This window comes from Paenibacillus sp. VT-400 (assembly GCF_001029205.1).
Lineage (GTDB): Bacteria > Bacillota > Bacilli > Paenibacillales > Paenibacillaceae > Paenibacillus > Paenibacillus amylolyticus.
In genome coordinates this window covers 37,155-54,248 of the sequence record NZ_LELF01000039.1, presented here as the reverse complement: position 1 = coordinate 54,248, position 17,094 = coordinate 37,155, and the positions used below count along the sequence as shown (strand labels likewise).

15 protein-coding genes are annotated in these 17,094 nt (G+C 45.8%); 5 read left to right on the top strand and 10 right to left on the bottom strand.

Going from position 1 to position 17,094, the window contains the following annotated elements:
* The first annotated feature begins 42 nt into the window (after nt 1-42).
* Together EL84_RS02005 and EL84_RS02000 are read left to right on the top strand one after the other, a co-directional pair.
* Nucleotides 43-678 carry a hypothetical protein gene (locus EL84_RS02005; protein ID WP_053061353.1) on the top strand — a complete coding sequence of 212 codons (636 nt, stop codon included), beginning with the start codon at nt 43-45 and terminating at the stop codon, nt 676-678.
* A gap of 133 nt (nt 679-811) precedes the next feature.
* On the top strand, nt 812-1,894 hold the full coding sequence (locus tag EL84_RS02000; RefSeq protein ID WP_047840506.1) for a DNA alkylation repair protein: 1,083 nt from the start codon (nt 812-814) through the stop codon (nt 1,892-1,894).
* 913 nt (nt 1,895-2,807) lie between these two features.
* On the opposite strand, the gene EL84_RS01995 is transcribed toward EL84_RS02000, so the two are convergent.
* The 5 genes from EL84_RS01995 to EL84_RS01975 all read right to left on the bottom strand — a co-directional run bounded on the left by EL84_RS01995 (nt 2,808) and on the right by EL84_RS01975 (nt 7,640).
* Nucleotides 2,808-3,242: a DUF4259 domain-containing protein gene (locus tag EL84_RS01995; protein WP_047840505.1), complete on the bottom strand. Its 435-nt coding sequence runs from the start codon at nt 3,240-3,242 to the stop codon at nt 2,808-2,810.
* A gap of 73 nt (nt 3,243-3,315) precedes the next feature.
* Nucleotides 3,316-4,275 (bottom strand): magnesium/cobalt transporter CorA, encoded by a 960-nt coding sequence (gene corA, locus EL84_RS01990; protein ID WP_036668386.1) that lies wholly within the window; start codon nt 4,273-4,275, stop codon nt 3,316-3,318.
* Between the two features lie 349 nt (nt 4,276-4,624).
* Nucleotides 4,625-5,614: an inorganic phosphate transporter gene (locus EL84_RS01985; protein WP_036668387.1), complete on the bottom strand. Its 990-nt coding sequence runs from the start codon at nt 5,612-5,614 to the stop codon at nt 4,625-4,627.
* Between the two features lie 14 nt (nt 5,615-5,628).
* Nucleotides 5,629-6,249, bottom strand: a complete 621-nt coding sequence (locus EL84_RS01980) for a DUF47 domain-containing protein (RefSeq protein WP_017690670.1) — start codon at nt 6,247-6,249, stop codon at nt 5,629-5,631.
* A 317-nt stretch (nt 6,250-6,566) separates the two neighbouring features.
* Nucleotides 6,567-7,640, bottom strand: coding sequence for a DUF3048 domain-containing protein (locus EL84_RS01975; RefSeq protein ID WP_082218803.1), 1,074 nt, complete (start codon nt 7,638-7,640; stop codon nt 6,567-6,569).
* 337 nt (nt 7,641-7,977) lie between these two features.
* Between EL84_RS01975 and EL84_RS01970 the strand changes: the two genes are divergently transcribed.
* Both EL84_RS01970 and EL84_RS01965 read left to right on the top strand, forming a co-directional pair.
* Nucleotides 7,978-8,520 (top strand): DoxX family protein, encoded by a 543-nt coding sequence (locus EL84_RS01970; protein ID WP_047840504.1) that lies wholly within the window; start codon nt 7,978-7,980, stop codon nt 8,518-8,520.
* Between the two features lie 155 nt (nt 8,521-8,675).
* Entirely contained in the window at nt 8,676-8,888 is a 213-nt protein-coding gene (locus tag EL84_RS01965; RefSeq protein ID WP_017690673.1) for a hypothetical protein, read from the top strand.
* Between the two features lie 167 nt (nt 8,889-9,055).
* Here EL84_RS01965 and EL84_RS01960 read toward each other — a convergent pair whose 3' ends face one another.
* The 3 genes from EL84_RS01960 to EL84_RS01950 all read right to left on the bottom strand — a co-directional run bounded on the left by EL84_RS01960 (nt 9,056) and on the right by EL84_RS01950 (nt 11,263).
* Entirely contained in the window at nt 9,056-9,841 is a 786-nt protein-coding gene (locus EL84_RS01960; protein WP_047840503.1) for a DODA-type extradiol aromatic ring-opening family dioxygenase, read from the bottom strand.
* A gap of 103 nt (nt 9,842-9,944) precedes the next feature.
* Entirely contained in the window at nt 9,945-10,775 is an 831-nt protein-coding gene (locus EL84_RS01955; RefSeq protein WP_036606057.1) for an alpha/beta hydrolase, read from the bottom strand.
* Nucleotides 10,776-11,029: 254 nt separating this feature from the next.
* Nucleotides 11,030-11,263 carry a hypothetical protein gene (locus tag EL84_RS01950; RefSeq protein WP_047840502.1) on the bottom strand — a complete coding sequence of 78 codons (234 nt, stop codon included), beginning with the start codon at nt 11,261-11,263 and terminating at the stop codon, nt 11,030-11,032.
* Nucleotides 11,264-11,675: 412 nt separating this feature from the next.
* Here EL84_RS01950 and EL84_RS30645 point away from each other — a divergent pair, with 412 nt between their 5' ends.
* The gene (locus EL84_RS30645) at nt 11,676-12,488 is read left to right on the top strand and encodes a DUF1129 family protein (protein ID WP_053061352.1); all 813 of its coding nucleotides are present in this window, start codon (nt 11,676-11,678) and stop codon (nt 12,486-12,488) included.
* A gap of 26 nt (nt 12,489-12,514) precedes the next feature.
* Here the strand turns inward: EL84_RS30645 and EL84_RS30640 are convergent, their stop codons facing one another.
* Together EL84_RS30640 and EL84_RS01935 are read right to left on the bottom strand one after the other, a co-directional pair.
* Nucleotides 12,515-13,420 (bottom strand): AraC family transcriptional regulator, encoded by a 906-nt coding sequence (locus EL84_RS30640; RefSeq protein WP_053061351.1) that lies wholly within the window; start codon nt 13,418-13,420, stop codon nt 12,515-12,517.
* Between the two features lie 305 nt (nt 13,421-13,725).
* A complete protein-coding gene (locus EL84_RS01935; RefSeq protein WP_053061350.1) occupies nt 13,726-16,869 on the bottom strand; it encodes a copper amine oxidase N-terminal domain-containing protein in 3,144 nt (1,047 codons plus the stop codon).
* Between the last annotated feature and the right edge of the window lie 225 nt (nt 16,870-17,094).

Here is a 17,094-nt window from a genome sequence, read left to right as displayed (position 1 = left end):
AACGCAATTCCGAAATCCAACATAGAAGGAACGTGATCGTTCATGCCACAGCATTATTATCACCGCCAGCCAGCACCAGGGCAACGTCCGTCTTCTCATGCTCATCGGCAGGCGCATACTTCTGCCTATATGCCGCCCGGTGTGGTTCCGCGGTCTTTGAATGAAACCCAGATCCAACCGATGTATCCTGGAGTAGAGCCCCATTACCCGAGCTTCGGTGAAGTCGAAGCTTCTGCAGTCGTACCCTATGGGCAGGGTGTGGCTGGCGGGAACTTTTATGGAGGTGCAGCTCAGGTTGTTCCCCCACCTCCGGTAACGGCGCCTGCTACTGGCAGTTCCGGCTTTTCATTAGCCAACATCGGTGAGTTAAAAGGAATGATCGACCGCTTCGGCGGCATTGATGGAATCATGACTGGAATAGGCAAAATGCAAAAGGTCGTCGGTGGTATCCAGCAGATGGCTCCGATGATGAAACTCGTTATGGGCATTCTGCCTTTTGGAAAAGGAAAAACGGATAACAGCGCGGCCGATGCAGACTATGAAGAATATAAGCCGTCCCGCAAACGCAAAAACAAACGTCGGAACAAAGCAACGAATGTTCCACGTCGCCGTAATACGACTCCAACCCGTCGCAAATCCAATTCCACGAAGCGCCGTCCCAAAAGTCGCAAAGGTTAAGAAGATTCAGGCACCCCCATACAGAAGGTGGGTGCCTTAACACCGTTCATCCGTATACAAATAAATTTCAGGAACTTACGTTCTTATTTCTGTAATTTGAGGTATACTGGATAGTAACTAAAGGAGGCGGACCATGGAACTTATCAAAGACAAATACACTCCCGCATTAATCAATCGGACCGGCGAACAGATGCGTCAATTCTACCCTAAGCTAGATACACAGCAATTTCATGAATTGGTTTTCGCTGAAGGCTGGGAACAGTTGGAATTCAAAGCGCGCATTCGCAGAATCACATTGGCTTTGACCCAAGTACTGCCTGACAATTATGAGGAAGCATTACATATTATCGAACAAGCCGCCCCTACGATGAGAGGCGTTGAATATCTGTTTGTACCGGATTTTATCGAAGTGAACGGACTTGACCCAGAGGATTACGAGTTATCCATGAAGTATCTGACCCTCTTCACACCTTATTCCAGCTCGGAGTTCGCGGTACGCCCGTTTATTGAACATTATCCAATCCAAACGATGAAACATATGATGGAGTGGGCAGAGAGCAACAACGAGCATATCCGCAGACTTGCCAGTGAAGGCAGCCGGCCACGTTTGCCATGGGGTGCGAAACTCCAGAACTTTATCACTGATCCAACACCTGTACTTCCGATTCTGCATGCATTGAAACAGGACGAGTCCCTCTATGTTCGCAAAAGTGTCGCCAATCATCTGAATGACATCTCCAAGGACCACCCTGAACTAGTTATGGATCTGGCCACGACCTGGTACGGACAACATGTACACACAGACTGGATTGTCCGGCATGCCAGCAGGTCATTGCTAAAGAAAGGACATAGCAAAGCACTAAGTCTTTTTGGTTATAATGAGCAGGATTCGATTCACATTGAGCAGCTTCAGCTTGTCCAGGATACGATTAGCATTGGCGAGGATCTTCATTTTTCGTTTGATGTCGTTAATGAGAGCGGCGAGTCACAGATGCTGCGAATTGAATATGAGATGGGTTATATGAAGGCAAACGGCAAGCAGGCTCCCAAACGATTCAAATGCTCCGATAAAATGTACCCGACAGGCAGAACCAAGGTAGCCACTAAACAATCTTTCAAAGTCATCACAACGAGAAAATATTATGCCGGTCTGCATACGCTAACGATTGTTGTCAATGGACAACCTACCTCTACTACTACCTTTGTATTGGAGTAAGAAGTGTAATATATGAACGTTGCATTTCAGCCGATCATGAAACTAGGGCTTGTCTTAGAACTCTAAAAGGAGCAGATTTTTCCAAATTTACATTCCAAGCCAGAAACCTTTTCGCAGACGTACCGGGGTACATCAAGAGAAAGTAACGCAGCAGGGGACGAAAAGGCGGTGAAAGATGCCCATAACTGAGATTTAAGACACGCCCTAATATTACATCTAATGAAGTTCAAGTCATGAAATTAAATTTTTGGAATTTTCGAAGGAGATGTCCCATAAGTCATGAATCTGACGGGGGACATCCCTTTTAGCGTTATTTTGTTTTAAAAAACCTGACACACGCTATTCGCTCCATTTGCTCATATCTGAGATCTAACAAATCACAGAGACGTTATTTCGACGATTTGGTCGATTTTTTAGGTCTTGACACCGTTTTATGACGGAATAGCGTTACTGAGGTTCGTTAAATCTTGCATACGTAGATGATCCGCCTTTTAAGATGCGGGAGGCTCGTTAGCGCTTGAAGCGAGGAGGAATTCCTTTTGGGACATCCCCTTTTTGAACTTTTTTTCACCTAAACTAATAACTATTTCTTCATCAAGTTATACACATCATTCAACTTAATTACCTTATCCACATGTGGACATCTTCTCAGAAAATGATTCTATATGTACTCCATGACCTCTTATACACACCATCCACAGGCCAAAAAGCGATCTTCACAGAACGCTATGTACAATGTGAGTAGGCTTGGAAGGGCCCAGAATTAACGAGTCTTTGTAGCGGCAACCAGTCGGGGGTCTGATCATACCGGTTCGTGGACAGCAACAGCAGAAACTAACGGAAAATCCGCTAAAAAAACACCGCAGCTCTATCATTCGGATTGCAGCGCTTTTATTCTCTTTCAATCATCCTTCTACTGTTCTTTGGCAAGCCGTGCTTCCAACTTGGCAATCAATTGCTGCACATGTACCCGCCATTCGTCCCAGCTCGATGATTCCCGCCACAGCTCCGCCAAATCCCCCTCGCAGTCCCCCTCAATGTCAATCCAAATCACGTTTAAATGCTTCAGCAAAGCCCCAAGTGCGGCACGATCGGCTGTGAACACCCTTACTTGCGTCAAGGCCCGTTCTTCCTCCTCATGATCGTAATTCAAACTGCCATTCTCTAGAAACTCGATATACAGCTCCGCAAGGGCGAGCACTGTTCCGTCATAAAGGAAATCATCCTCACCAAACCTCGCCATCAATTCACCCAAATCCAACGTGTCACGAGGAAGCAAGTCCTCGATCGCTGCCACTAAATCCAGCCCTTCATCACTTTCCAATGCTTTAATGCCCCATGCTCCCATACGATGTCCTCCTGTCACTGTCTGTTGAACTATACATTTAAGTATAACTATTCATTAATTGAAGTGATATCCTCTACTTAAACCAACCGCGCTTCACAAACCAGGCGACCATGCTTCCGCCAAGCACAAACATCAACAGCAGCACCGCACCATACCCAAACTTCCATTGAAGCTCAGGCATATAGGCAAAGTTCATGCCATAAATACCCGCGATCAGTGTGAGCGGCATAAATACAGTCGTAATCACCGTGAGTGTCTTCATGATCTGATTCATCCGGTTGGAGTTCAGGGAAATATAACTGTCGCGCAGGTCAGCAGTCATCTCCCGATCGGCTTCAATCATGTCCGTCAGCTTCAATAAATGGTCATAGATATCGGTAAAATAAGCCGTATGTTCACCTGTTCGCTGCACATGCTGGGAGTTCACCACCCGATAGAGCAGATCCCGCATCGGTACTACGGTTCTTCTAAGCTTCAGCAATCGAGTCCGCAGATCAAACACCTGGTTCATCAAGTCTTCAACCGATTCTTGTCCACCCCGGTTCTCCAGTTCAGCCAGTTCATCCTCAATGGCAAATAGAGACGGAAAATAATGATCGACCAGCTTGTCCATCACCGTATAGGCTGCTGCCACCGGACCTCGCGCCCAGATGGTTCGTTCATGTGCATGGTGCAACAAGCGTTCCCACGCTTCATCCACTTCCTCCAATACGCCATGATGAAAAGACACCAGGAAGTTTGATCCGAGAAACAAGTCAACCTCCTCGGCTTCCAGTGTGGACGGGTTCAGTGCATGCAGCACAAGAAACTGCAGATTATCATAATAATCAAGCTTTGGCCGCTGCAACACATGCAGACAGTCCTCAATAGCTAAAGGGTGAAAATGAAAATATGTATCCAGCAAACGGCTTTCCTCTTCCGTCGGCTGGTTAAAATCGGCCCATACCCAGGCATAATCGTTCAGATCCAGCTGTGTAAGTGGTACGTTAACGGAGACTTGATGTTCTCGTGTAATGGCGAGTGTACGAATCATAAATTAGACCACGTCCTTGTCCTGTATCTTTACGTCATTGTACAACTTTAACCATAGGTACGTCTCCCACGTGTCCAAAATATCCACAGACGCTTTCAAACTCGACAACAAAAAAAGCCAACCCTGTTGGCTTCTCTCATTTCCCTATCCACAGTTCCCTGTATCCACAGGAATATCTTCTTTTGGTTTATCATTCCACGGATGGCTATCCACATATCCAGCCTGTCCACACGTTCATGCACAGGCGTCTCTTGATTTTGGTTGTATATTTATCCACATATCCCGATATTCACACAGTTATGAACAGTTTGTCTGGTAACTCCGAATTTGTTCGGGATAACTTCTCTTTTTAGAAAATAATCCAGTACAATAACCCTGCCAGTGCCCCAGTAATCGGAATCGTAATGAACCACGTAATAATAATACGTCCAGCAAGTCCCCATTTCACAGCAGAGAAACGTTTCGCGGAACCCACACCCAGAATTGCTGATGTGATCGCGTGCGTTGTACTCACTGGAAGGTGAAGCAACGTTGCTGTGAAAATAACGGATGCAGCTGACAGATCGGCGGCAAATCCGTTGATCGGTTCAATTTTAAAGATTTTGGTACCCATCGTTTTGATGATTTTCCAACCACCAATGGATGTACCCAGAGCCATCGCAGTTGCTGCTGAGATTTTAACCCACAGCGGAACATCCAGATTATCCTGCACACCTGCTGCAACCAAAGCAAACGTAATAATCCCCATCGCTTTCTGTGCATCATTCGTACCATGCGTGAATGCTTGCAGTGCTGCCGTGAAAATCTGTACCGTACGGAAACCTTTGTTCACGTTATGCGGACTGCGTTTGGCGAAAATATATTTGAGAATCGTCATGACCACATAACCGATGGCAAACGCGATCAGAGGTGATAATAGCAAACCTCCGACGATATCAATGAATCCGCTCCATTTCACTTTATCAGATCCTGCGCCAACGAGCACGGCACCTGCAAGGGCTCCAATAAGTGCATGTGAGGATGAGGACGGAATACCGAACCACCATGTAACCAGGTTCCAGATAATCGCTGATATCAAGGTGACTATGACGACCTCTATCCCGTTATCCAGCGTGGTGGGGTCGGTCACACTCCCCCCAATCGTCTTCGCAACACCTGTGAACATCATCGCACCGACAAAGTTCATCACCGCTGCCATAAGAATAGCTCGACGCGGCGTCAGTGCTCGGGTTGAGACCGAAGTCGCAATGGCATTGGCCGTGTCGTGAAAACCGTTGATGAAGTCAAACGCCAGTGCAAGGAAGACGACTATACCCAATACCCAAATCGTTGTTTCCATTATTCTCTGGCTCCTTAAGAATTACGCATAATGATGGATTCAAGCACGTTCGCCACGTCTTCACAAGCATCCGTTGTTGTCTCAAGACGTTCGTAAATTTCCTTACGCTTGATCAGTTCAATCGGATCAGACACGGTAGCGAAGAGATGTTTGATACACATGCGCAGCACTTCGTCGCCTTGGTTTTCCAGATCATTCAAACGAATGGTATACTCACGGATCGCGAGCAATTTTTTCTGGGACAGCAGATGGATCGCCTTCTGAATTTCGTAAGCCGATTGGCGCAAAATTTCAGCAAACTGTATGACGAACTCATCATCTGGATCTGTCAGTTGGTACATATAGAAACGGGAAGCCGTTGCTTCGAGTCCGTCCAATACGTCATCAAGTGTTGTTGTCAGCTCCATAATATCATCGCGTTCGATCGGCGTGATAAATGTTTTGTTGAGTTCTGTAATGATCGTATGCACATAATCATCACATTTCGACTCGTACTTCTTCATTTCATTAGCAAAAAGAGTCACATCCTGAAGGTTGGAAACATGCTGGGAGAAATAATCTGCCGCTTGAACAACCGTATCTGCCATATTCTCCAGTGTCTCAAAAAATATATCCTTCTTCTTCTTAAGCTTCATAGCTCTATCCCCTTTACGAGAAAAATTGCCGACAACCGATGAAACATGAAATGACAACCTTTGATATCTTATCATATTTGTTTCATGGTTTGTACAAAAGGTGTGATCCTTTTTTATATTCTTATCACATTAATCTGAAATGAATCTTAATTATTTGGAATAATGGTAAATTCAAGTCAAGATTTTACACTGCGTTTACAATTCGACATCAAAATTCAAAATCGACACGATTCTACTTTTCACGCTAAGGACAAATATAATGCCTTTTCGACAACAAAATGAATACATGTTTCATTGTTTTCTTTCATTACATCCTTTTATTGCTGCGCAGCCAGCTTCACATGACTGGAAAATTCCGGTTGATTGGGAACAATGCTGATAAAGGTTTTACCCGGTACAAGAGCAACTTCACTGCCACCCTGAACAAACCGTATAATATCCCCCTGCTTCTTCACCCACTGCCCACGAATCATCTTGCCCTTCTGAAAAAGCATGGCTTCCCCGCCCTGTTCCAAATTAACGGACAACCGACCTACACTATCGAGCACCTTGTGATCTGCACCTGCCACAATGATGTTCGCTGCGCCAAGTTGAGTCCCATTATCCAGATCCTGATCTGCCTTGCCATTCACCATTCTCATATATCGTCCGCTAACTTCATCATAATCATACGTCACCCGGTAACTATCCAATAAATAATGGATATTGAATTGCTTCACTGCCTCTCCTGCGGATGTCGAGCCTTCTTCGTTATAGGTGTATACCGGCGACTTGAAATCATGGCTGTAACCCTTGATATCTGACCCTTCTCTCAGCTTGTCCGCTGAAGTATACAGATTATGTGGGGCTTTACGATCCGAGGAACGCCAGAAGTAAGGTCCACCATTCGAGATTTCATCCATATGCTGTTTCTGCTGCCTTTGCAAAATGGAATACGCCTCCGGACTGCCTCCGGCGTGAACAAGTACCCCATCATAACTCTCGCCGAGCTCAATTAGATATGGACGTATACTGCGAACGGGTCCAACCGTCTCCGCACCGCCTCCACTCTGGAAGATGGCTATGAAACGGGTAATGCCTCCCTCAGCGAGAACTTCAAGAATGATATCGGCTGAACTTAGACCCGATTGGGGCCGAGCTGCGGGTGCATTATTAATCATTACGGCGAGTGGTCGACGCGTAATCGCTTCATCTACAGGCAGACCCGTCAGAGGTGCTGTATAGAGAGACGTGTTGGATTCCTCCACGTGTTCTTCTTGTACAGGTGCAGGTGTCGGTTCTGGCTGAACTGGCATCTGCGCCACCTCCTGGTTTTGGCAGGCAACAAGACTTAATGAGAGAATAAACAGAGATGCAGCCGATGCTGCTTTGTTCCATTTAAAAAGCTTCAATAGAGGACCTCCTGAACGATATGGCCTGGTTCTAAGTTGTGATATATGTCTCATGTGGGCAACCATTTCACGTATTTCTTTCCATTTAATCACACCCCATCCGATTTGTCTGCGCCTAGAAGGCCTTGATACAGCTTGAAATTCACATTCGAAACAGCATATAGCCAGAAAAATATGTCCTAAATGTGAACTTCTCAAACCTTACTTAAAATTTGAACTAGATTGTGATTTTAATCACAAACAAAACAACTTTTGAACTATACAATAAAGACATCAAAGGTGATCACTTAGAAAAACAAAAACAACACACACTAGATTCCATGAAGGAGTGGTTCATATGTTCAGCACAAACCAATGGCTTAGAGAAAACAAAGTAGCAATGTGGATTTTGACAGTACTTCGGGTGTATATCGGTTATGATTGGATGACTCACGGATGGAGCAAATTGACTGGCGGATTCCAAGCTGGCGGGTTCTTGGCTGGTGCGGTAGAAAAAGCAACAGGTGATCATCCAGCAGTTCAAGCATGGTGGGCAACGTTCCTTGAGAAATTCGCAGTACCAAACGCAGGACTGTTCGACTTCGTTATCCCATTGGGTGAATTCCTTGTAGGTTTGGGTCTCATCCTCGGTTGCTTCACTACACTAGCAGCACTGATGGCTATGGTCATGAACTTCGCGTTCCTCTTCTCGGGAACAGTAAGCACGAATGCTCAACTGGTTGTAATGGAAATCTTCCTTGTCGTTGCTGGTGCAAATGCAGGTAAAATCGGTCTGGATCACTGGGTAATGCCTTACCTTCGCGGATTGTTCACTCGTAACAACAAAGGAAATCTTCCTAAAGACACACCAACGATTAGCCCTACTCAAAAAACAGCTTAAGCAATCATTCATAGTATTCTCGGCCCTGCTCCCAATCCCCCTGGAGAGCAGGGCTTTTTACTTTTCAAAATCAGCCTGAATGCCTGACTGACTTGCCCATCCACAGAAAATCGTATTATGATGAAATAAAGTTGAACTTCAAAGGAGTACACGATATGCCGACCCAGCGACGTCTCGAGACCGATGCGGACTTCCAGGAAGCCATGAATATGAAGTATAAGGTTCGAGTTTTTAAAGATAATCACCAGATTGACTCCGGTGGCATCATTATCCGTTTTGACAGCAACACCGTAGTAGTACAATCCAGTGTCAGTGAGCTCGCTTATCATTCGCGTACAGACTGTGAATTGTTCGAAATCCGCAAATAAAGATCTATTGCATGAATAAGTCCTCGTATTGAAAAAAGGTTACTGTAGCCCTTCAAGGGTGTACAGTAACCTTCTTTTGTTTATATATTGTAATTGTATGCATTAATACACGTTATCCGTACGAAACTGGCTTCAAGCACCATAATCAGGCTGTTGTCTGTTCCAAGTTACACGCCGTCTCCAAACTGCCAGCAGTTTAAACTGAGCGTTCCATAAGGGTAAGACTGGAATAGACGCTTCGCTGATCGGGACATATCCGCTGTACCCATGGCGTAGAACAAAGGTGCAATGTGTTCTGTACCATACGACGGAACCGCCGTACGTGCATGAGGGGCTTTTTTGTCATATTGAAACAGTTCTCTTGTGTTCCACTGCTGCAAGCGCTCCCCAATCCAGTTATCAAATTCAACCGCCCACTCTTGCGGTTCATCCGTATTGCCCAGCAATCGCAAATTGTGAACCGTTCCACCGCTGCCAATGATTAACACATCATCATGACGTAGCTGTTCCAGCATTCGGCCAATATCATACTGTTCCTGCGGCGTACGCAGCGAGTCTACAGATACAGCAATCACAGGTATGTTAGCCTCGGGATACATATGGAGCAACGGTACCCATACGCCATGATCCAGCCCTCGGCCTCGAATCGGCTGATGTGCCAGATTGCTGCGGGTGAACAAAGCACATATCTCGTTCGCTAAATCTGGCTGCCCAGATGCAGGGTATTCCATCGTATACATCGTAGAAGGAAATCCGTAAAAATCATGCAAGGTCTGATGTGTATCATCCATCGTCACGGACGGCTTAGGACAATCCCAATGCGCCGTAAATACGACAATGGCTTTCGGAGCCGGCAGCCTGTCTCCAAGCTGGTTCAAGAAGTGAGTGTAGTCATTGCTCTCCACCGCCAGAGCGGGAGAACCATGCGCAATGAAAAGTGCGGGTAATGTCATTGCTGCCAACCTCCAGACACGGATAGAATGCTTACTCCTCTATTTTACCCTTAAGAAGGCGCTTTTCCAAGCTGACATCCCCAAACAGTTGTAATCCTGCCACTTATATCATCCAGTGTTGCCAATCCTGCTCGATCTTCTGACGTTCGCCAAGCCACTCTCTGGTACGCGTAATGAGCTGTTCCCGCTCTTTACCTGAAGAGAAGGTGTGATCGCCCTGGAAGATGATCTCCTTGTCACAGCGGCCCTCTTGGCGCATCCAGAATACCTTTTGATACAGGAATGCGTAGTCTACAGGAATAATCTCATCTGACGTGCCATGTACGACGAGTACATCTCCGCTAAACTTAACTGCTTCCTGGAATGGCTGTTGTTCAGCAAGAGACTCGAAGAACGTTGGTGTGAATTTGTATCCGAGATAATCAGCCGCACCCAGTTTCACGCCTTCATCGTATACTTCCCGTCCCGTAATCTTCACGATATCATTGAATGGATAACCCACGGAGGACCACATAACCAGGTTTTTGACACGTTTGTCACGTACAGCAGTTAGTAATGCAACGGCACCACCCAGACTATGACCAATCAGCGTAACACGCGTAGGATCTACATCACTGCAATTCACCGCGTAATCCAGCACCGAACGGGTCTGCAGCACCATGGACTCCAGTCCCTCCGCTCCGTACTCCCCACTGCTCTCTCCGCAACCGATATAATCGAAACGCAAGACCAGATAACCGTCTTCAGCCAGCTCCCGTGCAGTCTTTACAAACAAACGATCCACGCCGATCCGGCTACCAACGAAGCCGTGGCAGATGACCGCCAGAGGGACCCGTTGCTGACTCTTCTCCTCCTTGATATCTTTCACAACCGGATAATGAATCGTGGCTGTTAATTCTTCCTGTCCATGACGGATACTGATCTGACGTTCCATACCGATTTCCCCTTTCCACGCTTAGCCTGTTAACTTCCATTTATCAAATATATATAATCCGATAAGTTTAGTGTGTATTAAGATGTTATTCATATATTATCATCCCGTACCCTGCAAGTCAACGTAAGTAAGAACCCTTTCTACGTCGACTACCAATCTACATTTTATCGGATAATAAGCACAAAAAAATGAGCCACGCTGATGACAGCTGGCCCGGATATCGTTTGGAATTCAAACCAAGTGTTGCAGGATCGTTATTCGTAGCTTCTACGGAACATCTCGTGGGTCTCCACCCGTCCATTCCACTCATGCTCATGACCCGAATCACTATTGTCCCAGAAACTTCTTCCCTTCAAATTCCCATCTGTCAGTTCTTCTGCATACTCCGTATCCTCCAGGTTCTCTTCAAAGGATACAACTTCGTCCACGACTCCACGGGAGTTGCTGTTCAGTAGCAGCTTCCGCGTCAATTCTGTTTGTTTATCCATAACAAGCACACTCCAATCTTGGATTTCTGTTGGAAATGCTACTATTGTGATGGAATCGGCTGCTCTTTATGCATACTTCACACAATCGTTAGATCTGTGAGGCGTGAGGGTATTTTTTCACATGAACGGGGGAAAATAAACGAACAAACATAGGTAGCATATGCCTCGGAATCCTTCTGCCGAAAGGAATGAATTCATGGAACATCTACTGGAATGGATTCAACATCACGGTAAACTGGTACTGTTATGCACCTGTGTTATACTGGCCTGTGTATGGATATGGGTCCACCATGAGCAGCTTTTTTATAAGGAATGACTTTGCGAAACGAGAGCCCTTCCCGTATACTAAAATACCGTCAGGGTCTTCAGTCCATTGGAAGATCAGAACGTGTGTAGACAGGGGGAGCAATCATTGGGGATTTCCTATAAGAAGCTTAAAGAAATACAGAATCGGCAAATAACTGAGATGAGTCGAATGACACCTGAACATGTGAAATTGTATGACGAGATCAGCACAATTGCGCGTCATGCGCCAGCGGACGAGAGAACACAGGAAGAGTGGATACTCTCCGCAGGAAAAGCAATCGTACAGGCTCAGCGGGATAACAAACCCGCTCGCGAGTTATACGGACCTGATCTGGAACAAGACATCCATACACAGCTCGGGATTACAAATACAGCACCGGAGAAGACGGCTGTCGTTGAGATGGGTAAATCCAGCCCAACCCGTGATCATAGTTCAACAGCTTCATCGAAAAAGAATGCCAACGCTGTAGAACCACAGCCAACTGAGAATCCAGAGCCTGTGAAACGGACACCAAAGTGGTATGTCATGATCGCTTGGGCGGCTTTGTCTTTTGTCATGTTGATTCAAGGATGTGTGGGATTGTTCGTGGGTTGGACTGGCGGAGATACGGAGCCGTTCCAACACATCAGTCTGTTCTCTCTGATCGTTGCGGCAGTTGGCGGTATTGCATTGGTGGAGATGCTTCGCCGTCTTGCTGAGCGACCAGACGATGAAGGAGCAGACAAGAACACCGTACCTAAGGTTAACCTTAAGGGAATCATCATTTACATCGTCATCGTGGTCCTTATGCTCTTTGTAGGGTATCCACTGCGTGATAAACTTCCGGTATTTGCACTGGCTCCATGGGTGAGTGCAGTGATCGGAGTTGTGGGACTTGCAACGGTAAGGCCTTTATTTGGACAAAAGAAAACAGCATAACACGTTATAAAATCGATTAAGGGGCCTCACGAATTCGTGAGGTCTTTTTCCATTTGGAGCTGGTTCCGCTGTTTGATTCCTTTACCCGGTGTTTCTCCAAACTCCCGCTTGAACATCCGGATAAAATAGTTCACTTCCATCCCTACGGTCTCTGCCGCCTCTCGTACACTTGCTCTTGGATGCTTGTCCATCCAGTCCGAAGCCTTCTGCAAACGTAATCGTTGCATATATTGATGTCCTGTCACGCCATAATGCTGGTGAAATAATCGATTGAGATGCTGCACCGAATAACCCACTGCGTCAGCGATGTGCTTCAATAACAGGTCATCCGGGTAGTGCGTATGCATCAATGCTACTGCTCGGATGAGTGCATCCTTGCTCGGATCGGTCTCCCGATTAGAGTGTTTTACAGTGCCATCCTGTGCCCTAGATGATCCAATACCTCCTGTGCCGACATCAGATGGTATTTTCGATTGTGCTAAATCCAAAATGAGCTGGTAGATCAGGGTTGATGTGTCCCACATCTCCGTTGCTCCTTGATCCAACGCGTGCCAGAGATTGGTCATCCGTGACCAGATGATTTCAAAACCAGAGATATGGCACGGTTCGTTCTGAAGCAAACCCGTGGATTGTAGTACCGAACCAGCAGATGTACCGCCAATACCGATATAACCCAGTTCTCCTTTGGATTTGGAATGAGGCACATACTCATGCGCAATCCCAGGTTCCACGATGAATACCTGCCCTGCTCCCATCGTCCATGTCCCTTTTCCCGGAAGCCTGAACTGCCCCTCACCGCCGCCTGACAAAAACAACTGATACACCGGAAATCCATCTGGTCTATGCAGAACTTTCTCTTCCTGCGTGCCCACACAATACAGGTACAGCGGCAGCCGGGAATCCGGCAGGCCCGTCAAACGAAACGCAAGCATTCCATCATTCCTTTCGGCTCATAGGCTTTTACATAAGGTGAACTAAAGAAAATTACACGGGCCACTCCGTTTCGTGTAAATGTTTAGCTCGATCTATATAGCCAACTTTCCTTTATTATCCATTATTTGTTCTCGATGTAACAATGGTCTTAGGAACCTTTTTGGCGACAAGATTTTCAAAAAGCGAGTCTGAAATTCACGCCAGACGATTGTCGTTCATACATAATGAAAACACCCTTTCCGGATGGAAAGGGTGTTCGAGTTTGTTTCAGTGTAGATTTTTACATTCAGCCCTGTGGAGGTGTTTACCCCTCACTTGAGGCTGGTGGATTGGTAATAGACGTCTGCTCCTGTGTAGGCGTAGGCTGAGCTTTTTCAAGCTTGAATGTATCCGATGGGCCTGAAAGTGTATGTTTATTCGTTGTTGTATTTGCAGCAACTGAAAGAATATACACCTTGTACTCGCCTCCTTCCACCAGATTGGCTCCAGTTGAATCTATAGCTGATTTCGTTAAAGTAACTTCAACCGCTGCAGGATTTCCAATTGGGTAGCTAGTGTTAGAGCTTGCTGTAGTAATATCCAAATTATCTGTTCCTTTAACAATAAAGAGTCGGTATGCAGAAATCCCCGTTTCAGCAGTTGGTTTAGTAAAGGTAAGCTTATAACTCGCTTCGGTTACAGTACTTGTATTTTGAAGGCCTGTAATAGTAGCAGTTTGAACCACATTTGCTTGTGTAAAGATATTAAACTCATTGGAAGCAAGGGACAGATTGGAAGCACGTGATGTACTGTCCGAAACGGACAAGACAAACACTCTGTATTTCTGTCCAGCTACAAGGGCACTACCATTAATATCTCGATGTCCACCGTTTAGTACTACCGGACTGCCTGCATTGTTTTTGTTGATTTCAATAAAAGAATTAATTCCAAGAGCAGAACTTGTATTAAATCCACTCACTTGGTTAGCAGGCACAATCAGGATACGATAATTGGAGATATTGGTCTCGTTAGTTGCCTTATTGAAGGTTATTGTTACATCCGAAGGCGTTCCAGACTGTCCTTGATCTTTAACGGTTGCATTCACATTACTCGCCACTGCTACAGCGGAATTTGAAGTCAGTGTCACTATACCGGAGGCTGACGATATTGCATTCACTAAAGACGTGTTATTATTAACAGCCATCACGTACACTCGATAGCCTACATCATTACGGATCAAGTCACCATCCACTGATCTCGAACCATTAGACAAAGTAATCGTCTGGTTGCTTCCAGTTCTACTTACATACGTATAATTCGAGCTATTCACTGTATTGGCTACGTTCAGATTGAAGCTGCCTGCATTTGCATTTTTCACTACAAACACCCGATAATGATTCACATTTGTCTCATCTGCGGATTTAGTGAACGTCACACGCAGATCACGTCCATCTCCAGTATCCCCAATATCAGTTGCAACCACATTGCTCGGAGCTGTTACAGCCGCGTTTGCCGACAATGTAATCTGGGAAGAGTAACCAGACAAAGCATTTTGACTGGAGTTTCCGTTGTTGTTCACCGACAGAACGAATACCCGATAAGCAACATTATTGCTAATGGTATAACCATTGGTATCTACCGCATAGTTTGGAAGCGTAACGGACAGGTTACCACCCGTTTTGTTCACCTGCGTATAGTTGTTTGACGCATTAGCTGCGCTTAGTGTGAAGCTGCCCACATTAGCGGAACGAACTACATATACTCGGTAGGCAGAGATTCTGGATTCATCCGCAGCTTTGTTGAAAGAAACCCGCAGATCACGCCCATCACCGTAGTCACTAATATCCGCAACAGACAGGTTGCTAATAACTCCCGCGTTACCGGTCGTTGTCAGTCTCAGAGCTGTGGAGGAAGCTGACAGCGCATTGGTGTATCCATTTTGCTGATTGCCCACCGCCATCACAAAGATGCGATAATCTTGCAGATTCGTTACATTATAACCACTTGTGTCCTTCATGGATGAAGGCAAAGTCGTTGTAATGTTGTTACCTGTTTTATTCACCGTATAGTACAGACTGGAGGACAGGTTACTCGCCGTTGTCAGATTAAAGCTGCTGGCAACCGAGTTGCGCACCACAAAGACGCGATAATTCGCCACCTTGGACTCATCTGATGAACGGTTGAAGCTCACCTGAATATCACGACCATCTCCATAATCCGAATTATCCTTTACCTGCGTAATTACTGGAGAGGTTGCTGTGTTCACGGACAGCGTAAGTGAAGATGTTGCTGCGGACAGCTTGCTGTCTGTTGTTGTATTAGTGCTTACCGACAAGATGTAAACTACATATGCTGTACCGCTTTTGATCAATTCGCCGGACGTATCCCGTGTCGAAGAAGTCAGCTGGCTTTTCACTGCGGTACTGTTTCCTTTGTATATGATCGTGGAGTTTGCACTGGACACTTTGTTCGCTGCAGCCAGATTGAACGCAGAAGAGTCCTTCGCTTTAACAACAAAAGCACGATAATACGTAATGTTCGATGTTGTGCTCGGCTGCGTGAAGTTAATCTCCAGATCGCGGCCATCGCCATAGTCACTAATATCTGCGGCACGCAGACTTGTAACCGCCTGTACCGTGGATTTCACATTATTGAGCTTCAATGCTTGGGAAGACCAGTTCAATGCATTTTTATAATTATTGCTGCTGTTACCAACAGTCAATACATACAGACGATACGTTTCATTGCTGTTAAGCAGATCCCCGTTTACGTCACGTGTCTGTGCATTAAGTGTCAGTTTCGGGTTGCTGCCATTTGGTGTAACAGATGTATAGTTCGCAGAAGGTACGGCAGTTGCTGAGGACTCCGTGAAGCTATTCACATCGCGAGTTTTCACCAGCATAATCCGGTAAGCAGATACCGCCTTCTCTGAAGTTGGACGTGTGAAGCTCACGGTCAAGTCACGACCATCTCCGTTACTTCCGGATACCGAACCATAGATGTTCCATGCAGCATATTGTGTCTCATCTACTGGAGGTGTTGCTGTTGTCTTGATATCTACACGCTGATTGCGTGAGTTCCAGAATACTTTTTCTCCAAAAGCTTCACTGACAAAACGAATTGGAACCATCGTGTTGCCCTTAATCGTGTTTGCAGGTACATCCAACGATATCGCTTCCCCGTTGATGTATGCCGTTTTGGAACCAAGTGTCAAAGTAACTTCCTGATCGTCGCGAGTTGCAACAATCGTTTTGGTTCTGTTCGTGTACTGTACCTTCGCATCCAATCCTTCAAAAATCGACCGTAGCGGAACCAGTACGCGTCCACCTTTCATCACAGGTGCCTGAACAGATGATAACTCTGCATCATTAATATATATACTGATCCTCGCGGCTGCATCCATAACCGACGTTGGAAGTGCGGACATCAGCATGGCCGATACAGCCAGCGCTGACATTACCTTCTTCACTTGTTTCCCTCCCGCTTTCCTCATATCCCATATCCCCATTCTCGCATTTAGTTAACATCGAAATAGATTCGCTGTTCATTTCATTAATTCCTGTATTTACCTATGCACCACTAAGACGTTCCGATCGGCTCAAAAGTTTCCAGTTGTACAAAAATTATTTTCTCAGAAATCTTTCTCTATCTTCCACCCTCCAAAAGTTAAAAATAACAGAAGAATTTGTCACCA